The organism is Colwellia sp. KS18-150, assembly GCF_057551365.1.
The window spans coordinates 90,697-108,324 of record NZ_BAAJMC010000011.1 but is presented as its reverse complement, the minus strand read 5'-3'; the positions used below and the strand labels follow the sequence as shown (position 1 = coordinate 108,324).

At 39.4% G+C, this 17,628-nt stretch carries 9 protein-coding genes; 3 read left to right on the top strand and 6 right to left on the bottom strand.

What is annotated here, in order from left to right; all coding sequences use genetic code 11:
- Positions 1–2,301, top strand: a 2,301-nt coding sequence (locus tag AC27IF_RS13735; RefSeq protein WP_487054905.1) for a PAS domain-containing hybrid sensor histidine kinase/response regulator, incomplete at its 5' end; no start/stop codon positions are given.
- Positions 2,302–2,402: 101 nt separating this feature from the next.
- Positions 2,403–3,308 (top strand): GGDEF domain-containing response regulator, encoded by a 906-nt coding sequence (locus AC27IF_RS13730; RefSeq protein WP_487054904.1) that lies wholly within the window; start codon positions 2,403–2,405, stop codon positions 3,306–3,308.
- Between the two features lie 86 nt (positions 3,309–3,394).
- Here the strand turns inward: AC27IF_RS13730 and AC27IF_RS13725 are convergent, their stop codons facing one another.
- From AC27IF_RS13725 to AC27IF_RS13700, 6 genes are all read right to left on the bottom strand, one after another.
- On the bottom strand, positions 3,395–5,977 hold the full coding sequence (locus AC27IF_RS13725) for a glycoside hydrolase family 3 protein (protein WP_487054903.1): 2,583 nt from the start codon (positions 5,975–5,977) through the stop codon (positions 3,395–3,397).
- Between the two features lie 16 nt (positions 5,978–5,993).
- The gene (locus AC27IF_RS13720) at positions 5,994–7,253 is read right to left on the bottom strand and encodes a sugar MFS transporter (RefSeq protein ID WP_487054902.1); all 1,260 of its coding nucleotides are present in this window, start codon (positions 7,251–7,253) and stop codon (positions 5,994–5,996) included.
- Between the two features lie 138 nt (positions 7,254–7,391).
- Complete coding sequence (locus AC27IF_RS13715) at positions 7,392–10,358, bottom strand: TonB-dependent receptor (RefSeq protein ID WP_487054901.1); 2,967 nt, start codon at positions 10,356–10,358, stop codon at positions 7,392–7,394.
- A gap of 103 nt (positions 10,359–10,461) precedes the next feature.
- Positions 10,462–13,134 carry a family 16 glycosylhydrolase gene (locus tag AC27IF_RS13710; protein WP_487054900.1) on the bottom strand — a complete coding sequence of 891 codons (2,673 nt, stop codon included), beginning with the start codon at positions 13,132–13,134 and terminating at the stop codon, positions 10,462–10,464.
- 282 nt (positions 13,135–13,416) lie between these two features.
- Entirely contained in the window at positions 13,417–14,253 is an 837-nt protein-coding gene (locus tag AC27IF_RS13705) for a LytR/AlgR family response regulator transcription factor (RefSeq protein WP_487054899.1), read from the bottom strand.
- Positions 14,250–15,362: a sensor histidine kinase gene (locus AC27IF_RS13700; RefSeq protein WP_487054898.1), complete on the bottom strand. Its 1,113-nt coding sequence runs from the start codon at positions 15,360–15,362 to the stop codon at positions 14,250–14,252. The genes AC27IF_RS13705 and AC27IF_RS13700 overlap by 4 nt, the downstream gene beginning before the upstream one ends.
- 325 nt (positions 15,363–15,687) lie before the next feature.
- On the opposite strand from AC27IF_RS13700, the gene AC27IF_RS13695 reads away from it, so the two are divergent.
- Positions 15,688–17,589 (top strand): methyl-accepting chemotaxis protein, encoded by a 1,902-nt coding sequence (locus AC27IF_RS13695; protein ID WP_487054897.1) that lies wholly within the window; start codon positions 15,688–15,690, stop codon positions 17,587–17,589.
- The last annotated feature ends 39 nt before the right edge of the window (positions 17,590–17,628 follow it).

Below are 17,628 nucleotides of genomic sequence, written 5' to 3'. Positions count from 1 at the left end.
GATAATGGAAAAATCACTTACGTTAATGACAAGTTTGTTGAAATAAGTGGTTACGCTGAAGAAGAAATTATTGGTAGAGATCACAGTTTACTGAACTCCAACAATCAACCCAAAAGTTATTGGAAGAATATGTACGATACGGTTTCAGCGGGTGATATTTGGCATGACCAAGTACGAAATCGAGCGAAAGATGGTCATTATTACTGGGTAGATACTACCATAGTGCCAAACTACAATGCAGAGAATAAACTGGACGGTTTCACCTCTATCCGTACTGATATAACCTTAGAAAAAGAAAATGCCGAAAAGCTTGAGTTAGCCAAAAAAGACGCCGAAATAGCGAGTGAAGCAAAAGCGGATTTTCTTGCCAATATGAGTCATGAAATTCGCACACCAATGAATGGTGTTATCGGTATGACTAACTTGTTACTTGATAGTCCATTGAGTGTTGAGCAAAATAAATTAGCCAATACCGTCAAATCTTCTGCGGTGGGTTTGCTTGCGATCATCAATGATATTCTAGACTTCTCAAAAGTCGAGTCAGGTAAAATGACCCTTGAGTTACTGCCATTTAATTTAGGGCAAATGGTAGAAAATATAGGTACAACCCTATCCTTACAAGCTCATAAAAAAGGCTTGCAATTAATTTGTCCTGCGACTCCGGTTATCCAACAATGGGTAAAAGCAGATCCCGGTAGAATAAGACAGGTACTTACTAATTTAGTCGGCAATGCGATTAAGTTTACCGACCAAGGTGAAGTTGCTGTTTATGTTCATCTAATTAACGAATCAACTGGTGAAAAAGTATTCCGATTTGAAGTTAAAGATACCGGCATAGGTATTAAAAAAGAACATCAAGATAGTTTATTTGATCAGTTCTCCCAAGCGGACAGTTCAACCACCCGCAAATACGGTGGTACAGGCTTAGGTTTATCTATCAGTAAGAAGCTAGTTGAGCTAATGGGTGGTGAAATAGGTATTGAAAGTGAGCTTGGGCAAGGCTCAACCTTTTGGTTTACACTACCGTTAACCATAGCGACTCCAACTCAACAAAAAGAAGCGCCCATTTATAACACCGATATACAAAATGAGTTAGTACTGATTGTAGATGATAATGACACTAACCTAGAGTTGATGCATCAACTGCATGAAATATGGGGGATTCCTCACAAAACCGTTAACAGTGCTAAAGGCGCGATGACAGAGCTACTTCGTGCTTCAAAAACAGAATCACCTTATACAATGGCCATTCTTGATATGCATATGCCAGAGCAAGATGGTATGGAGCTATGTAGTCAAATACAAGATATTGCTGAAATATCTGAAACAAAATTAATCATGGCTTCTTCACAAGCACAACGTGGTGATGCAGTTAAAATGAAAGAAGTCGGCTTTTTGGGTTATCTTACTAAACCAATACATCAATCAGAATTGTTTGATGTATTACTTATGGTTTCAGGTTTAAAAGAAGAAACACCACAGATAATTACTCGTCACTCAGCAAAAGAAAATGTGCAATTTAAAGCGCATATTTTAGTTGCCGAAGATAACATTACCAACCAACTTGTCATCGAAGGGTTATTACGCACTATTGGTATCACTTGTGATTTAGCCGCTAATGGTCAAGAAGCAATAGAAGCGCTACGCAGTGAAATTAAATACGATTTAGTATTTATGGATTGCCAAATGCCAGAATTAGATGGTTATGAGGCGACAAAACAAATAAGAGCACCTGAAACCGGTTTGAGTAATACTAACATTGCCATAATCGCAATGACCGCTAATGCCATGGCAGGTGATAGAAAAAAATGCCTTGATGTTGGCATGAATGACTATTTATCTAAACCAGTTGACCCGGTAAAAGTAGTAAAAATGTTAAAACAATGGTTACCAAAACATCAAATAGGTCAACAAAAGTCAGAACCAAAAAATATCGATGCAGTTCCCAAAGAAGGAGAAAACCTTATGGTGTTCGATTATGAAGATATGGCGAAGCGATTAATGAACGATCAAGAATTAATGGTTTCAGTCGCCGAAATATATTACCAAGATATGGACGCTCAACTTGAAGAGCTTAGTGACAGCATTACCGATGATGATGTTGAACTGGCAGCCACCGTTTGTCATAAAATTAAAGGCGCCTCTGCCAATGTTGGTGGTCTAGCGTTAAGTAAAATAGCCCTTGAAATGGAACAGGCAGGCAAGGCAGGTAATCTTGACGGTATTAAAGAAAATATGACCTCATTAATTGAGGCATTTAACAGCCTAAAAAGCGAGATGAAAAAGGCATTATCGCAATAATAACAAGGTTATATCAAAACAATCAGTGTAATTCACAATAAAGCAGCTAAACTTTATAGAGTTGATTACATTAAATTAAATCGTTTACGAGAGAGATAAATATGAAGCTATTGGTTGCTGATGACAGCCAAGTATCACGAATGATGCTACTAGCCATCACTAAAAAGTGGGGCTATGAAGTTGTTATGGCAGAAGATGGTGAAGAAGCTTGGCAAATAATGCAACAAGACGACGCACCACAATTGATATTGCTTGATTGGGAAATGCCAAAAATGAATGGCATTGAAGTGTGTGAACGTGTAATAGCTAACAGCAACCCTGAGAAGCCAGTCTATATTTTACTGCTCACTTCAAGAAACTCTTCAGAAGATATTGTTGAAGGCTTAAGTAAAGGAGCGAGTGATTATATCTCTAAGCCTTTTGATAGCGCCGAGCTACAAGTGCGCTTGCAAGTCGGTCAACGTATGATTGAAATGCAAGATAAGTTGAATGTCACTTTAAAAAAACTCACCAAACAAGCCTGTTACGACTCACTTACCGGCATTCTAAACCGCCGAGCAATTATGTCTGCGCTCACCAAAGAAGTTAAGCGTCTTGCTCGTCAGCCGCAAGTGCTTTGCATTGGCATGTGCGATATCGATCATTTTAAAGCCATTAATGATAATTATGGTCATTTAGTTGGAGATGATGTTTTAAAAGAAGTAACCAAACGAATGCAAAGTGCACTTAGAGAGTACGATATGTTAGGCCGTTATGGCGGTGAAGAATTTTTAGTAGTCACACCAACGGATACAAGTTCTGAAACATCAATATATCAGCGTATTTGCCAAGTCATTTCTGCTGAGCCAATCATCAGTAATGGTATAGAAATTAATGTCACTATTAGCTGTGGTGTTACTCATTATTGTGATGACGATGGCCAAAATGTCGCTCAGTTTTTAAGTCGAGCTGACAAAGCACTTTATCAAGCTAAAGATGCCGGAAGAAATCAAGTGGTTTATATATAGCGTCCTACATTAAGATTGCATATTGAAAAAGCGTTCATGCTAGCAGTAGCATGAACGCTTTTTTATTGGTAATTTTAGCTTTGTATTTATTGACATTGCACCTTGGTAGCCTGCCCATCTTGAGCCGATATTTTTATATCACTCAAAGATAATACTAGCTCACCTTTCGAGCCTAAACTGAAAGGACTTAGTACCTTATCCATTGTGATACCTTGTTCAGTAAAACATTGTAAATCAATAGCCAAGTTATGCCATTGCCCTTTAGGTAGTTGTGATAATGTCTTAGAGATATCAACTTCTGCCTGACAACTGTTTTTTGCCGTATCGTCGCCATCACATAGCATAGCCACCATGACTTTATCATTAAGCTCGCTGTCTCTTTGCACTGAAAATAACAAGGCGGCATCGACTATTTGTTCTGTAGCTAGCTGAATACTTTGCTCATCAAATGCTGCAAATCGAATACCTGCTTTTTCACTACCGGTTAGCTCAATTCGAAATGCATCTTCTTGAACCACTTTATCAACAGTGCGATAAGTGATATTAGGAAAACTAGCGCTATTCGATTGAATGGGCAATGTATTTTCACCAGAGGTTAATGACATTTGCCATGGTTTTATCACTTTGCCTGTATATATTGCCACGCCATTTTGTTGATTACTTATTGCAGAAAAAACTTCCGATAAATCATCTGCTAAAATATTCTCATCGTTATAGCTTAAGCCAAAGCCATATGGGAGTAATGGCTGATAATCTTCATCGAAACGGTTGACTACCTGCGTTGCTGTTTTTGGCCAAGAAAAAGAAAGTTTACCGGTAAAATCATACTGAGCTTTACCTTCACTATCAGTTAACAATACATCGGCAACCGCTTTACCTTCACTACCTGGTAGCCAAGCAGCAACAAAAGCATCACTGGCGTTAAGCTCAGCATTAACCCACATTGGACGACCACTGATAAATACTGACACAACGGGTATGCCTTGCGCTTTTAATTTTTTCAATATAGCCAAATCTGACTGCACGCCTGCTTGGTAGGCTAAGCTTTCCCTATCTCCCTGCCCTTCAGCATAAGGCTCTTCGCCAAAGACAACTACCGCCACATCAGGCTTTTTCTTAAAGTCTCCATTTACGCTAAGTTCAATATTACCGCCTGCGGCATTAACTTGCTGTGCAAAACCATCATAGATAGAGCTACCGCCAGGAAAGTCACTATTTTGATTATTCGTACCTTGCCAAGTAATTGTCCAACCGCCTGATTGCTTGCTAATATTATTAGCGGCATCACCAGCAACTAAAATACTCATAGTAGGTAACAGAGGCAGCAAGCTAGCTTTATTTTTTAATAAAACCAATGATTCTCTTACCGCTTGCTGAGCAATGGCTCGATGTTCATCACTACCAATAAGCTCAGTTTTACCTGAGAATTGGCGCATTGCTGGACTTGGTTTTTCAAAAAGCCCTGCTCTGAGTTTCACTCGCAAAATCCGACTTACCGCATCATCGATACGAGCCATCGAAATTTCGCCTCGGTTAACTTGCGCGATGGTATTTTCATAAAGCGGTTTCCATGCATCGGTAGGTACCATAAAAATATCTAAACCAGCATTAATTGATTGTGGACAGCTTTCGTTAGAACAGCCTTTAACTTGACCATGACCATTCCAATCGCCAACCACAAAACCATCAAAACCCATTTTCTCTTTGAGTACTTTAGTAAGTAAATATTCACTGCCATGGTTCTTTTCGCCATGCCAGCTATTAAATGAGGCCATTACCGATTGAGAGCCTGCCGCTAAGCCACTAATGTAGCCTTGAGCATGGAGTTTGAATAAGGTGGCTTCATCATCTAGGTTGTCCCCTTGATCGTCGCCATCAACAGTGCCGCCATCTCCGATAAAATGTTTTACTGTACTGATAACACGGTTATCGGCAAGAAAATCTTGCCCTACTTTTCCTTGTAGACCATGTACAATAGCCTTAGCATAACTTTTTACGATTTCAGGATCTTCCGAGTAACCTTCGTACGTTCTCCCCCAGCGATCATCTCTAACCGTGGCAACCGTGGGTGCAAAAACCCAATCTATGCCTGTCACCATCACTTCAGTGGCCGTAACTTGCGCTATTTTCTCAATGAGTTCAGGATTATTCGCCGCACCTAATCCTATATTATGTGGGAATAAAGTAGCGCCAATGACATTGTTATGTCCATGCACAGCATCTGTGCCCCACATAGTAGGAATAGTACTACCATCAAGGCTATCATCGATAGAAGCCTGATACATTTTTTCCCCAAGCTCTATCCAATCTTGCGGTGTTGAATGTTTGTTATTATTTGGAAAAGCGCCGCCGCCATTAAGGTATGAGCCAAAACCATATTGACGCATATCTTCTGGCGTTATATCGCGAATTTCAGGTTGGATCATTTGTGCAACCTTCTGCTCCAACGTCATCGTAGCTAGTATGCTAGAAATCCGCGACTCTATCGCCGGATCTTTTTTAACGTCAAATTGTAATTTAGGCCATATTTCAACTTGTTTATTATCAGTAGCGACAGTAATAGCGCTTTTGGTTTCAACATTAGTCTCAGCTTGATTACAACCTAAGATGGCCATAGGAAAAAGCATCAACAATGCAGTTTTAGTAGGGAAGATAAAGGACTTCATCATGTTCTCGCGAAATTTATTATTTAGTAACAAGGGAGAATTTGCTGCCTTTCACACCGTAAAATACGATATATAAGTAACAAACTAGAGGTAAAATAAAGGATACTTGCACAGTGAGACTATCAGCCACTAAGCCTTGCAGTAATGGCACTATTGCACCGCCAACTATGGCTAAACACAGTATGCCAGCCCCTTGACTGGTGTGCTTTTCTAAGCCGTTTAATGCCAGACTAAATATTGTCGGAAACATAATAGAGTTACATAAACCAACAAGAAGTATTGACCACATCGCCAAACTCCCCGAGCTAACAATAGCCAAAGCAATTAACACTACTGCCATCAACGCATTAAACGCCAGCACTTTTCCGGCAGCCAGTTTTTGCATAACCGCAGCACCAATAAAACGACCCACCATCGCCCCTCCCCAATAATAGGTCAGGTACTTAGCCGCTTCAGATTCAGCTAAACCTGCAATATCGGCTTCACCAAAAAAGTTCACTAAAAAGCTGCCAATTGACACTTCCGCGCCCACATAAACAAAAATGCCTAGCGCGCCTAAAACCAAATGGCGGTACTGCCAAGCAGAGCCCTCTATGACTTCATTTTCTTCAACTTTCGCTTCTTCTACTTGGGGTAATTTTAACCATGCAAATATTGCCGCCAATATTAACAACATCGACGTGAGCACTAAATAAGGTATTTTTACGCTATCTGCGGACGCTGAGGCTGACATTGCATGACTTGCTTCATTTAAGATAAAAAGTGCACCTAAGTATGGCGCGATAGTTGTGCCTAATGAATTAAATGCTTGTGTTAACGTTAGTCGTGAAGAAGCTGTTTCACTAGGGCCTAATAACGTGACGTAAGGGTTGGCCGACACTTGCAAAATAGTAATACCACTAGCTAATACAAATAATGCCGATAAGAAAAAATTATAACTATGATAGCTTGCTGCTGGATAAAACATTAAGCAACCAATGGCCGCAATCACTAAACCAATAACAATACCTTTTTGATAAGATACTTTTTTAACTAATCGCCCTGCAGGTAAAGACACTAAAAAATAGGCACCGAAAAAACAAAATTGCACCAACATAGATTGTGTATAAGTTAAATTGAAAATGGCCTTTAAATGCGGGATGAGAATGTCATTTAAACAGGTAATAAATCCCCACATAAAAAATAATGATGTTAGTGAGAACAATGCAAATTTATTGGTATTGTTTAGCCCTTTTGCTTGGCTATTGGGTTGTTCTAAAGTGAACGAAGTTCCAGCCATGAGGTGAACTCCTATTGTTAGGTATTTATAATGACAATGAGTTAGGTTGGCGTTGTTTTCCTTACCAACGTAACTCATTGTATGAAGAATAATTTGCGCTCTATCACAGATAAAGCACTTATTATTTAAGCATGAGAATTAAAAGCTATAACGTCCACCTAAAGTGTAACGAGGCCCGTATTGACGAGCGAATAAAAATTGCTCCTCATAACGACCAAAGCCTTGCTCTGTTTCATTGTTTAAATTAAGTCCTTCAAAGAAAACAGTAAAGTTTTCTGAAATGTCATAGTTAACACTCATATCTAACTGACCAAACTCTTTGGCAAATTGTGGAGGGTTATCTGATGAACCTTGACCTTGACCAACACCTAGTAGGTACTCATCACGCCATGCATAGGTAAACTTCACTGATAGATCATATTTCTCATAAAACACTTGGAAGTTTGCAGAATCACTTAAACCGGTTAATGGCGTTTGTTGCTCTAAGCTATCAACATCAAACTCAACATCACCATCAACCACGGTGGCATTGGCACCTACACCGAAGCCACTTTCACCAAACAGATGCTGAACGGCAACTTCAAAACCATCTACCGTTTTACTGTCAGAGTCATTAAATGGACGAGTGATATCCCAAATCATTAATGGATCATCAGCATTCGGAGTTAAATAACCTTGATCATTCAACGATGAGCCATTCGCTTGAATTTGAGCAAAAATAGCATCATTCGTTGCCTGCTCACCATTTGCTTCTAGATCTGCCACAGCTTGTACCCAGCGTGGTCCTAAGTAAATATCATTAAAACCATCAATAGTAGTTGAAACTACTTCACTACCAATGAAATTTTTAACATCTTTTCTAAAGTAACCTACTGATGCATAACTACTTTCGTCGTAATAATATTCAAAACTTATATCAAAATTAGTTGACTCATAAGGTTGAAGGTTCGTATTACCTTCACCACCACTTCTTGAGCCAATTCTAGGACTGCCAGATAAACTTCTCCCGCCGGCTAAATTACCTAAAGGCGCACGAGAAATTGTTTTACCCCAAGAAACACGGCCAACTAAATCATCAGTAAGGTCAACTTTTACATCAATCATAGGCAAGAAAACATCATGTTCTCCTGTTTGTTCAAGGTAGTTGTTTTCACCCGGAAGGTATTGAGTGTGCCATTCACTACCACCTTGCCACCATACTTCTGTTGGTACAGGTTGCAGTACTCGGCTGGTTACGTCTGTTTGCTCATAACGAACACCCAAATTCATTAGTACTGGAAAATCAAAAACATCAAACTCTAGTGAACCTTGTATATAAACACTGGTAGTATCTTCTTGCACTGAACCTGCCGATTGAGTACCCATATCATGATAAGCCGTGGTAGCAAAGTAATCGTCGCCACCCAATACTTCATTGGTTAAAAAGGCTTCGGATCTTGCAACTAACTCATTAAAATCAAAGGTGTAATAATAATTGGTTGCTAAATCATTACCACCACCATCAAATGCATCTAAAAAGTCGCTAGTATCATGACGAGTGAACATGCCATCTGGTAACATGGCTGTAAAATTAGGGTTAAATAAGAAACCACCGATTAAACCACTCCAGGCGCTTGAACCACTCATTTTTTGCTCAGTTCTAGCTAGACCAAACTTAATATCAACTAATGGAATATTAAATGAATCATTTTCCCATATACCATCAAACTGTATTTGCTCTACTTCTGACTTACCTGGTGAGTGAATAAATTGACTAAAATGCGAGTCAATTTCGCTCGGTGCTAAAACATTAGTACCGTTATTCCAAATAATTTCAGCATGCGGTATTTCTCCCGTGCGATAGTCATAAATTTTAGTACTTAATTGATCTGATCCTAGTACTAACGACCCAGCACTATCCATGCCCTTATCTTTACCGTTATCAGCTTCATTTGAAGAGTTATGGTAATCAAGAGTGAATGATAAACTATCACTAGCGATCCAATCGATGTTAACACCAATAGATTCAGCTTCGACTTCAGTGGTACTTCTGTTAGCACTAAAAGAACCATCATTACCACTTATATCAGCGTAAATTACCGTACCATTTTCATCAATTTCATAACCATTTATATTACCACCGTAATCATTCCACATACCCCAACCAATAGAGTTTGTGCCTGTAGTAGCTTTTGACGCGGTATAATCAACCGTGAAAATCAAATCATCAATTGGTGCATATTGAAAAACCACATAGCCATTGGTTCGCTCACGCTGAAAATCTGAAATGCTATAGTTCATATCGCGTGGAAAGAAGTGATCACCAATTCGGTTACCTTCATCATCTATTGGGCGAGGGTCAATCACATTTTCTTCATCAAGATCTGTTGGCAGCGCAACATTGGCTTGCCAACCTTGAATACCAGCATTTTGTTGTTGAAAATCACGTCGTTGGTGATTAACAGAAAACGCAAAACCAATACTTTCGTCCGCGAAAGTATTTGAATATAAAGCTGAAAGCTCAGGAGTAACATCATCCCCTTCAACATTAGAGCTGTCATGAATTGCCTTTGCTGATACTGATAATTTTTGCCCAGGACGTGATAATGGCTTATCAGTTACAATATTTACTGTCGCCCCTAAACCACCAGTCGGCTTATCAGCTCGAGCTGTTTTATACACCTCTAATGACGACACGCCATCTGATGCTAAGTTTTCAAAGTTATAAGAACGACTATTACCTGTACCTGGCATTTGACGGCCATTTAAAGTAACCAAGTTAAAATCTGGACCAAAACCACGCACGGTAATTTGACTACCTTCACCATTGCTGCGACTTACCGAAACACCGGTAATACGTTGTAAAGATTCTGCTAAGTTACTATCTGGAAATTTACCCATTTCTTCAGACGAAATGGCGTCAACCACACCTGACATATCGCGTTTGATATTCATCGCTCGCGTTAAGCTACCACGAATACCTTGTACTTCAATCACTTCTACTTCTTCTTTTGGTGCGGCTTCTAATGCCGCTTCTTCTGCCATCAATTGAGTATTAAAACCTGCAGTAATTGCTGCAGAGATATAAACGGCTAAGCGTTTTTTTGAAAATTGTGTATGTTTCATTGTTACCCTACTTTCTTAAAATTAGTTTTTATAAGCTGCGGTAGCTGTTAACTAGGTTTTCTGGTCTCTAGTGACTACCGCACAACATTTTTAATTCACGAGTTTATTGCGCAGTTATCTCAACATTATCTAGTCGATAAACCGCGCCTTCGCCCGCACCCCAAGCAGGGAACACCATCAAGACATCAATAGCACTTGGGTCAAAGCCTGCATCAAACAAACTTTGTAAAGAGTAGGTATAGGTTTGCCATTCACCTACCACTGGGTCTAGCCCTTCCTGACTGTCTGATAAGTTCAATTCAACCGCAGTTGTTGCATCACCCGACTCAATTTTAAATAACCAAGCAGCACTAGCATCGTTAGGTGCCGTTACAACTTTCATTTCAAATTGCACCACACCATTGGCAACTAGAGAGGAAGCATCAAGGTAAACATCATCATCCGCAAGAATACCCATCACGGTTGGAGAAGCGCCGATAATAAATTCAGCAGTAATGCCATGAGCTGTATCATCATTTTCTAGTGTTGGCGTTGAGCCACCACAACAATCCCAAATACTCCACTCATCTCGTGCAGCTTCATCAAACAACACAAAACCCGCGTAATCATCAGCCGCATTGGGATCAAAGATTTGAGCATTGTCGATACGGTAAATAGCCCCTTCACCAGCGCCCCATGCAGGGAACACCATCAAAACATCTATCGCACTAACATCTAAACCGGCAGTCGCTAAGTCAGACAAATTAAAAGTATAAGTCTGCCACTGGTCTGCAACAGGCGCAGCACCTTCAACGCTTTCAGAAATAGGTAATTCAACCGCAGTATCGCCATTATCAGACTCTACTTTGAACATCCAAGCAGCACCGGCATCGTTTGGCATGTTGGTAACTTTCATATCAAATTGCACAACACCATTTGATAAGATACTACTTGCATCAAAAGGAGCAGGCTGTGCTTCTGGGTCAGTGATATTTGCTTCTCTTGAGATAAAGCCCATCACTGTTGGCTCTGCGCCAATAGAAAATTCCGCTACAACACCGTGAGCATCGTCTTCATCAGTAGCAACCATAGGTGTTGAACCACCACAACAGTCCCACATTGGCCAGCTAGGGTTTTCTTCATCTTCAAAAAGCACTACTTTGGGTGATGAAGTTGAAACACCTGAATCAATTTCTACATTGGTTAACTGATACACCGCCCCTTCGCCAGCACCCCAAGCAGGGAAAACCATCACGACATCAATCGCGCTTAAGTCTAAGCCAGCATCAGCTATTGATTGTAAAGAATAAGTATAGGTTTGCCATACACCTTCAGTTGGCGTGACAGCTTCGACACTTTCAGATAGCTCAAAATCAACAGCGGTGTCGCCATTGTCTGATTCAATTTTAAAAAACCAAGCAGCACTCGCATCGTTTGGCATGCTAGTGATATTAAGATCAAAGGAAATTGAACCCGTTTCTACAGCAGGAGAAGCATCAAATGGACTCGCTTCACCTTCAGGGTCAGTAATATTATCTGCTCTAGTAATAAAGCCATTTACCGTTGGATCGGCGCCAACAGTAAACTCCATGACATCGCCTTTTTCAGCATCAGCGGCAATGGCAGGTGTTGAACCACCACAACAATCCCATGCAGGCCAGTTGGGGTTTTCAGTGCCTGAAAAAATGGTTAAATCTTCTGGTAAAGCAACTGAAGGTAATGATGGTGTTGGCGCTGCACCTTCAATCAAAGCATCTTCAAGACTGTCATAACCACCGCGTACGGTTTCACAACCTTTACCGGTATCAGGATTTTGAATACATTGATAAACGCGAACATAATCAATTTCAAAGGTTTGTCCGTTTTCAAATGCAGTAGCATCAACGCCTAAGTTGTTAACATTCTCAGGCCAGCTGCCACCTACAGCAAAGTTCAAAATCATAAAGAACTGCTGGTCAAAAGGCGCTGAATCCCAATGAGTCGTTAACTCACCAGTAATGGCATCGAAAAATTCGGTATACCAGCCACGATGAGCAAGACCTACAGCTTCATCATTGCTGTTATAACGCACTTCTGATTGGCGCTGTGTTTGATATAAGTAACCATCAACATACCAACGTATTTCCCCTTCTTGCCACTCAATAGCATACGTATGAAAATCATCAGCAGGGTTAGCATCATCGGCTAATGTGTATGAGGTGCCTGAGTGATCATTGTCTGGCCATTCTTGACCATAATGAAGCGTACCGTAAACTTTGTTCTCAACAAGACCATCTTCATCGGTTGTTTTTAAGTTTACTGCTTCTAGAATATCTATTTCGCCCGATTTTGGCCAACCGCCATAAACCGAATCTGTTGGCATCATCCAAAATGCTGGCCAGCTGCCTTGTCCACTTGGAAGTTTAGCTTTTACTTCAAAACGACCATAAGCAAAATCAGCTTTGTTTTGAGTAATTATACGTGCTGAAGTATATGGTTGTGCTGCGCCTTCTTCAGCCGGCAAAGCAACAATTTTCAGAGTGCCATCACTAACAAATGAGTTTTCATCACTGTCGGTGTAACACTGTTTCTCTTGGTTACCGCCTCCGTCACAGTTGACTTCATGTGTCCAATTGTTAGCATCAATTGAACTACCATCAAATTCATCACTCCATACCAGCTCCCAATCGCTGACAGGTTGAGTGGGATCAATTTTGCTTGAATCTGTTTTCGTTGCAACATCACCACCACACCCGGTTAGCGATACTGCTGAAACTAGCACACATAGCTGTGTGATCTTTTTTGTAACTTTTATCATAGTTTGATTTCCAATTACTTAACCATACTTTGTTGATGTTTTTTAGTTGTTATACATTCAATAAAGCAAACGATAGTTAAATAGTTATACGCTAGAAATTTGCAATGCGAATAAGCTATCCCCTAGCTTCATACTGTGCCAGTGACGATAGGGTTACAATTGAAATGCGCCATCAGGTGACATTAACGCGGTGTGGTTAAAAATTGTTATCTTGGGACGATAAAGCGGGACAAAAACACGTTAACAGGTTTGTTACTATTAATTTACCTGAGCTCGGTTTAATTAAAGTTGTTTTGACTCAATTAATGCTTGAATGGCAGAGCTGAAATTACGACTTACCTTAAGATGGATGTCATCTCCTAGCTCTAAAATACTTTCGCTATTACGCAGGGCACGAACGCTTTTAATACAGTTAACATTGACTAATGTTGATTTATGTATCCGTTTAAATACACGTTCATCCAACTGACTTTCTAACTTTTTCATGGTGATACGCACTATATGAGTTTCATTTTCTGTGTGTACGCACATGTAATCGCCGGCGGCATCAATCCAACGAATGGTATTCACTGGCAAAAATACTTTTTCATTATCACTGTTTTTGATGATTAACTCTTGGCAAAAAGAAGTTGGTAATGGTTGGTCCGATTCAAGCCAGTTCTCTAATTCAGAGATAGCAATACCCGATGTTTCCCCCAATGCGTGCAGTAACTTAAACTTATCCCTTTCTTTATTAGGCTCAATAGGATTGTATTTTGCTAATAACCGTTCAACTGTTTTTTTCAAGCGACCTAAATTCGCCGGCTTCATTACATAATCGATGGCATTTAATTCGAAAGCATCAATGGCATACTCACCATACGCGCTGACGAAAACAACCATGGGTAAAATATCCGTTTGTAAGGCTTGTACCACTTCAATACCGTTAAGACCTGGCAAACGTAAATCTAAAAATAATACATCGGGACAGTGCTCCTGACATAACACGATTGCCTGATCACCATCACTCGCCTCAGCAATAACCTCAATCTCAGGTATTTTTTCAAGCCGTAATCTTAAGCCCTCTAATGCTAAGGGTTCATCATCAACAATAATGGCCGTTAAGGGTGCTGCACTCATGATATTCTCTCAAAAGGAATAGATAAGGTTACTGTCAGTCCTTGGTATTCGTTTTCAACAATATTTATTTCATAGTCACCATTAAACATAGCATCTAATCGTGCTTTAGTATTGCTTATGCCAATACCAAATCCGGTATTAACTGTTTGATTCTGCCCATCACCATTATCTGAGACATTAATAATTAAGCGCTCGTCTTGTTCGAAAGCATTAATGGTAATAGTACCACCTTCCTTGCGAGGCTCTATGGCATATTTAATGGAGTTTTCCACTAAAGGCTGCAACAACATACTCGGTACTTGACATTGCAAAACACAATCACTAATGTGCATGTCTATCGTTAACCGGTCGGCAAATCTTACTTTTTCAATAGTGAGGTAAAGCTCTAAAAGCTGCAATTCTCTTTCTAAATTAGTTCTATTGTTAGCATTATTATCTAATGAATAACGAAAAAACTCACACAATTTGTCTAACATTTCATTGGCTTTTTCATTGTCATTTTTATAAATAAGCGTAGAAATGGCATTCATGGTGTTAAACATAAAGTGGGGGTTTAGCTGATATCTAAGCATTTGCAATTGCGCATCTTTCGCAGAGGTTTGTGCCCTTAACAGCATTTCATGCTCTTTTTGCAGCTTAGTGTTATATATCATGATAAAAAAGATAGAAGTCCAAGCAAACATAGTGGTTAGTGAAAAAAGTAACCAACCGCCAAACTCCAGCATATCCCAAGCTTGGTCCCATTGCTGTTCATGAACAATCACTTTGAAAGTGCTCAACTTTATGATGTTGTACACTACTCCAAGTACCGCGGCGAAAGAGAAGCTTAGAAAGAGCATTTTTTTCAGGGGAAAATGAACAATTTTACGGATAAACGACCATTGAAGATAAGATAAAATGAAGCCGCTCATGGTTTCGATAATCAAATTAATGATTTGCCCTGAGAGGTTAAAATTGGGCTCGTAAAATTGCGGCCTAATGATGGCAACAAAAACAAAAAAAGCATAACCAAGCCAACCCGCAATCTGTAATGTCCAGAATTGGTGGCTTTGCTTTGAAAATGTTTGTGGCTCTAACTCAAGAGAGCTTTCAATCGTCGATTCATCCATAGTGCTGATTATAGTAACCTAACAGACATGTAACACCAATTCGATTATAAGCACAGCTAGCTAAGGATGATTTTTTTTGCGACAAGGCGTGCAGATATTGAGATAACGTGTCCACAAGAATATTCAGATAAAGCTCCTGAATGTAAAAATGTTCAAGCCAAGTTATTCAACTACCCTCACCCAGCTTCGACAAATCTGTAATACAACTTATTGTTAGACATAGATAAATTGGTTATAAGTACAAAACACAGTGTAATAAAACTGTAACAAACCTGTCGTAATATCGAAATATAACTGTAATATTTCTGTAATAATAGAGGTTTAGATGGATCGATTGAAAATAAAATGGAAGTTAGGTTTATTAGCTATATTGGCGGTAATTGGGTTTTCAACATTAATCACTTATAACTATTCTGCTACAGAGACTTTGATAAAATTCAACAATATCTCTAGGTATACGGTTCAGCTAAAAGCTGAAATGTTAATGCTAAGACGACATGAAAAAGATTTTATCGCCCGAAAAGATCTTAAGTACCTTACTAAATTTAAGCAGTCATACCAGCAAATCATAGCGACTGCAGGGCAAGTTGAGCAACAACTATTAGCGATAGGAATGTCTAACGAGCGCATAATGGCGCTTAGAAAAGTGCTTCAGGCATACCATGATGGATTTTATCTATTAGTTGAGCAAAAACGCATAATCGGACTTCATGCCAAAGATGGTTTATATGGCTCATTGAGAAATGAAGTCCATCAAATTGAACATTTACTTACTGAAAAGGAAACCGCTCCCAATTCTACAGTAGAGATAGATAGTTTGATGCGTACTATGTTGATGCTACGACGACATGAAAAAGATTTTATGCTAAGGCTTGACCTTAAGTATGTAGATAAATTTAATCAGCGCATCGTTTTGATGCGTAATAAATTATCCGATAGCCCCTCTACAGGTACTTTTAAGCAAAAAGCTTTTCAAGCGCTTGATAATTATCAACAACAATTTTTACAGTTGGTGCAAGCGGAGCAAAAATTCGGGTTAACAAGTAGCCAAGGTATTCTTGGCGAAATGCGAGAAAGCATTCACCAAAGTGAAACATTGTTAAAAACCTTTAGCCAACTGTCTCTCGAAAATATTGAGCAGCATATCAAGAGTAAAAAGTTAAACGACATACTTTTCGGATTAGGTTTAATTTTATTAATCATGTTGGTCTTGGTATTCATTGCCAATGGTATATCTAAACGCATTACTCATTTATCAAAGCGTATGACACTAGCTGCAAATTCAAAAGATTTGAGTTTACGTGCTAGGGTTTCTGGCAATGATGAAATCAGTGAAATGGCTAAAAATTATAATGATATGATGTCTGAATTCGATGGTTTAATGACCGAAGTAAAAGCTTCGTCGTTAGAATTAGCACAAGCTTCAAAGGAGTTGAAAACATCAAGCCAGCAAACCACTGCCGGAGTTAACCATCAATTATTCGATAGTGAAAAAGTTGTCTCAGCAATGACACAAGTTAACGACTCGGTATCTGAAGTAGCCTATAACGCTGCAGAGGCAGCTAAGGCCTCATCATCTGCGGAATCGGCTTCATCTGACGGCCATGAACTAGTCAAAGAGAATGGCAAAAGTTTTGCCAAACTCATGGCTGACATTGAGCAATCAGGGGTGATAATTCAAAATTTAAGCAAGGAAAGTAATAACATTGAAGCAATGCTCAATGATATTCGCAGTATCGCCGATCAAACAAATTTACTTGCCCTAAATGCTGCCATTGAGGCTGCTCGAGCAGGAGAGCAAGGACGTGGTTTTGCTGTCGTTGCAGATGAAGTTAGAACGTTAGCCCAACGCTCAGCTGAGTCAACGCTTGAGATAGAGAATGTAGTAAATAGATTACAGGCATTAGCTTCAGAAGCAGTATCGTCAATGCAGTTAGGAAAAACTCAAGCACAAGCCAGCGCTGTTAATACTAACAATGTTGATCTAGCACTCAATGATATTAAAAAGTCCAGTATTGCAGTTAATAGTATGAATCGACAAATAGCAACTGCCGCTGAGCAACAATCAATAGCAGTAGAAGAAGTAAATCGTAATTTGATGTCAATTGCAGAAGTTGCAAGAAATACCTCTAATTTATCTGAAACCATCTCTGTTTCGAGTGAACAATTACAAAACTTATCAGATCAACTTGGCTTACGAGTTTTAAAGTTCACCCTATCTCATTAAGTTGAACAATACACCATGCATTTACTTGCTTAGCTAAAT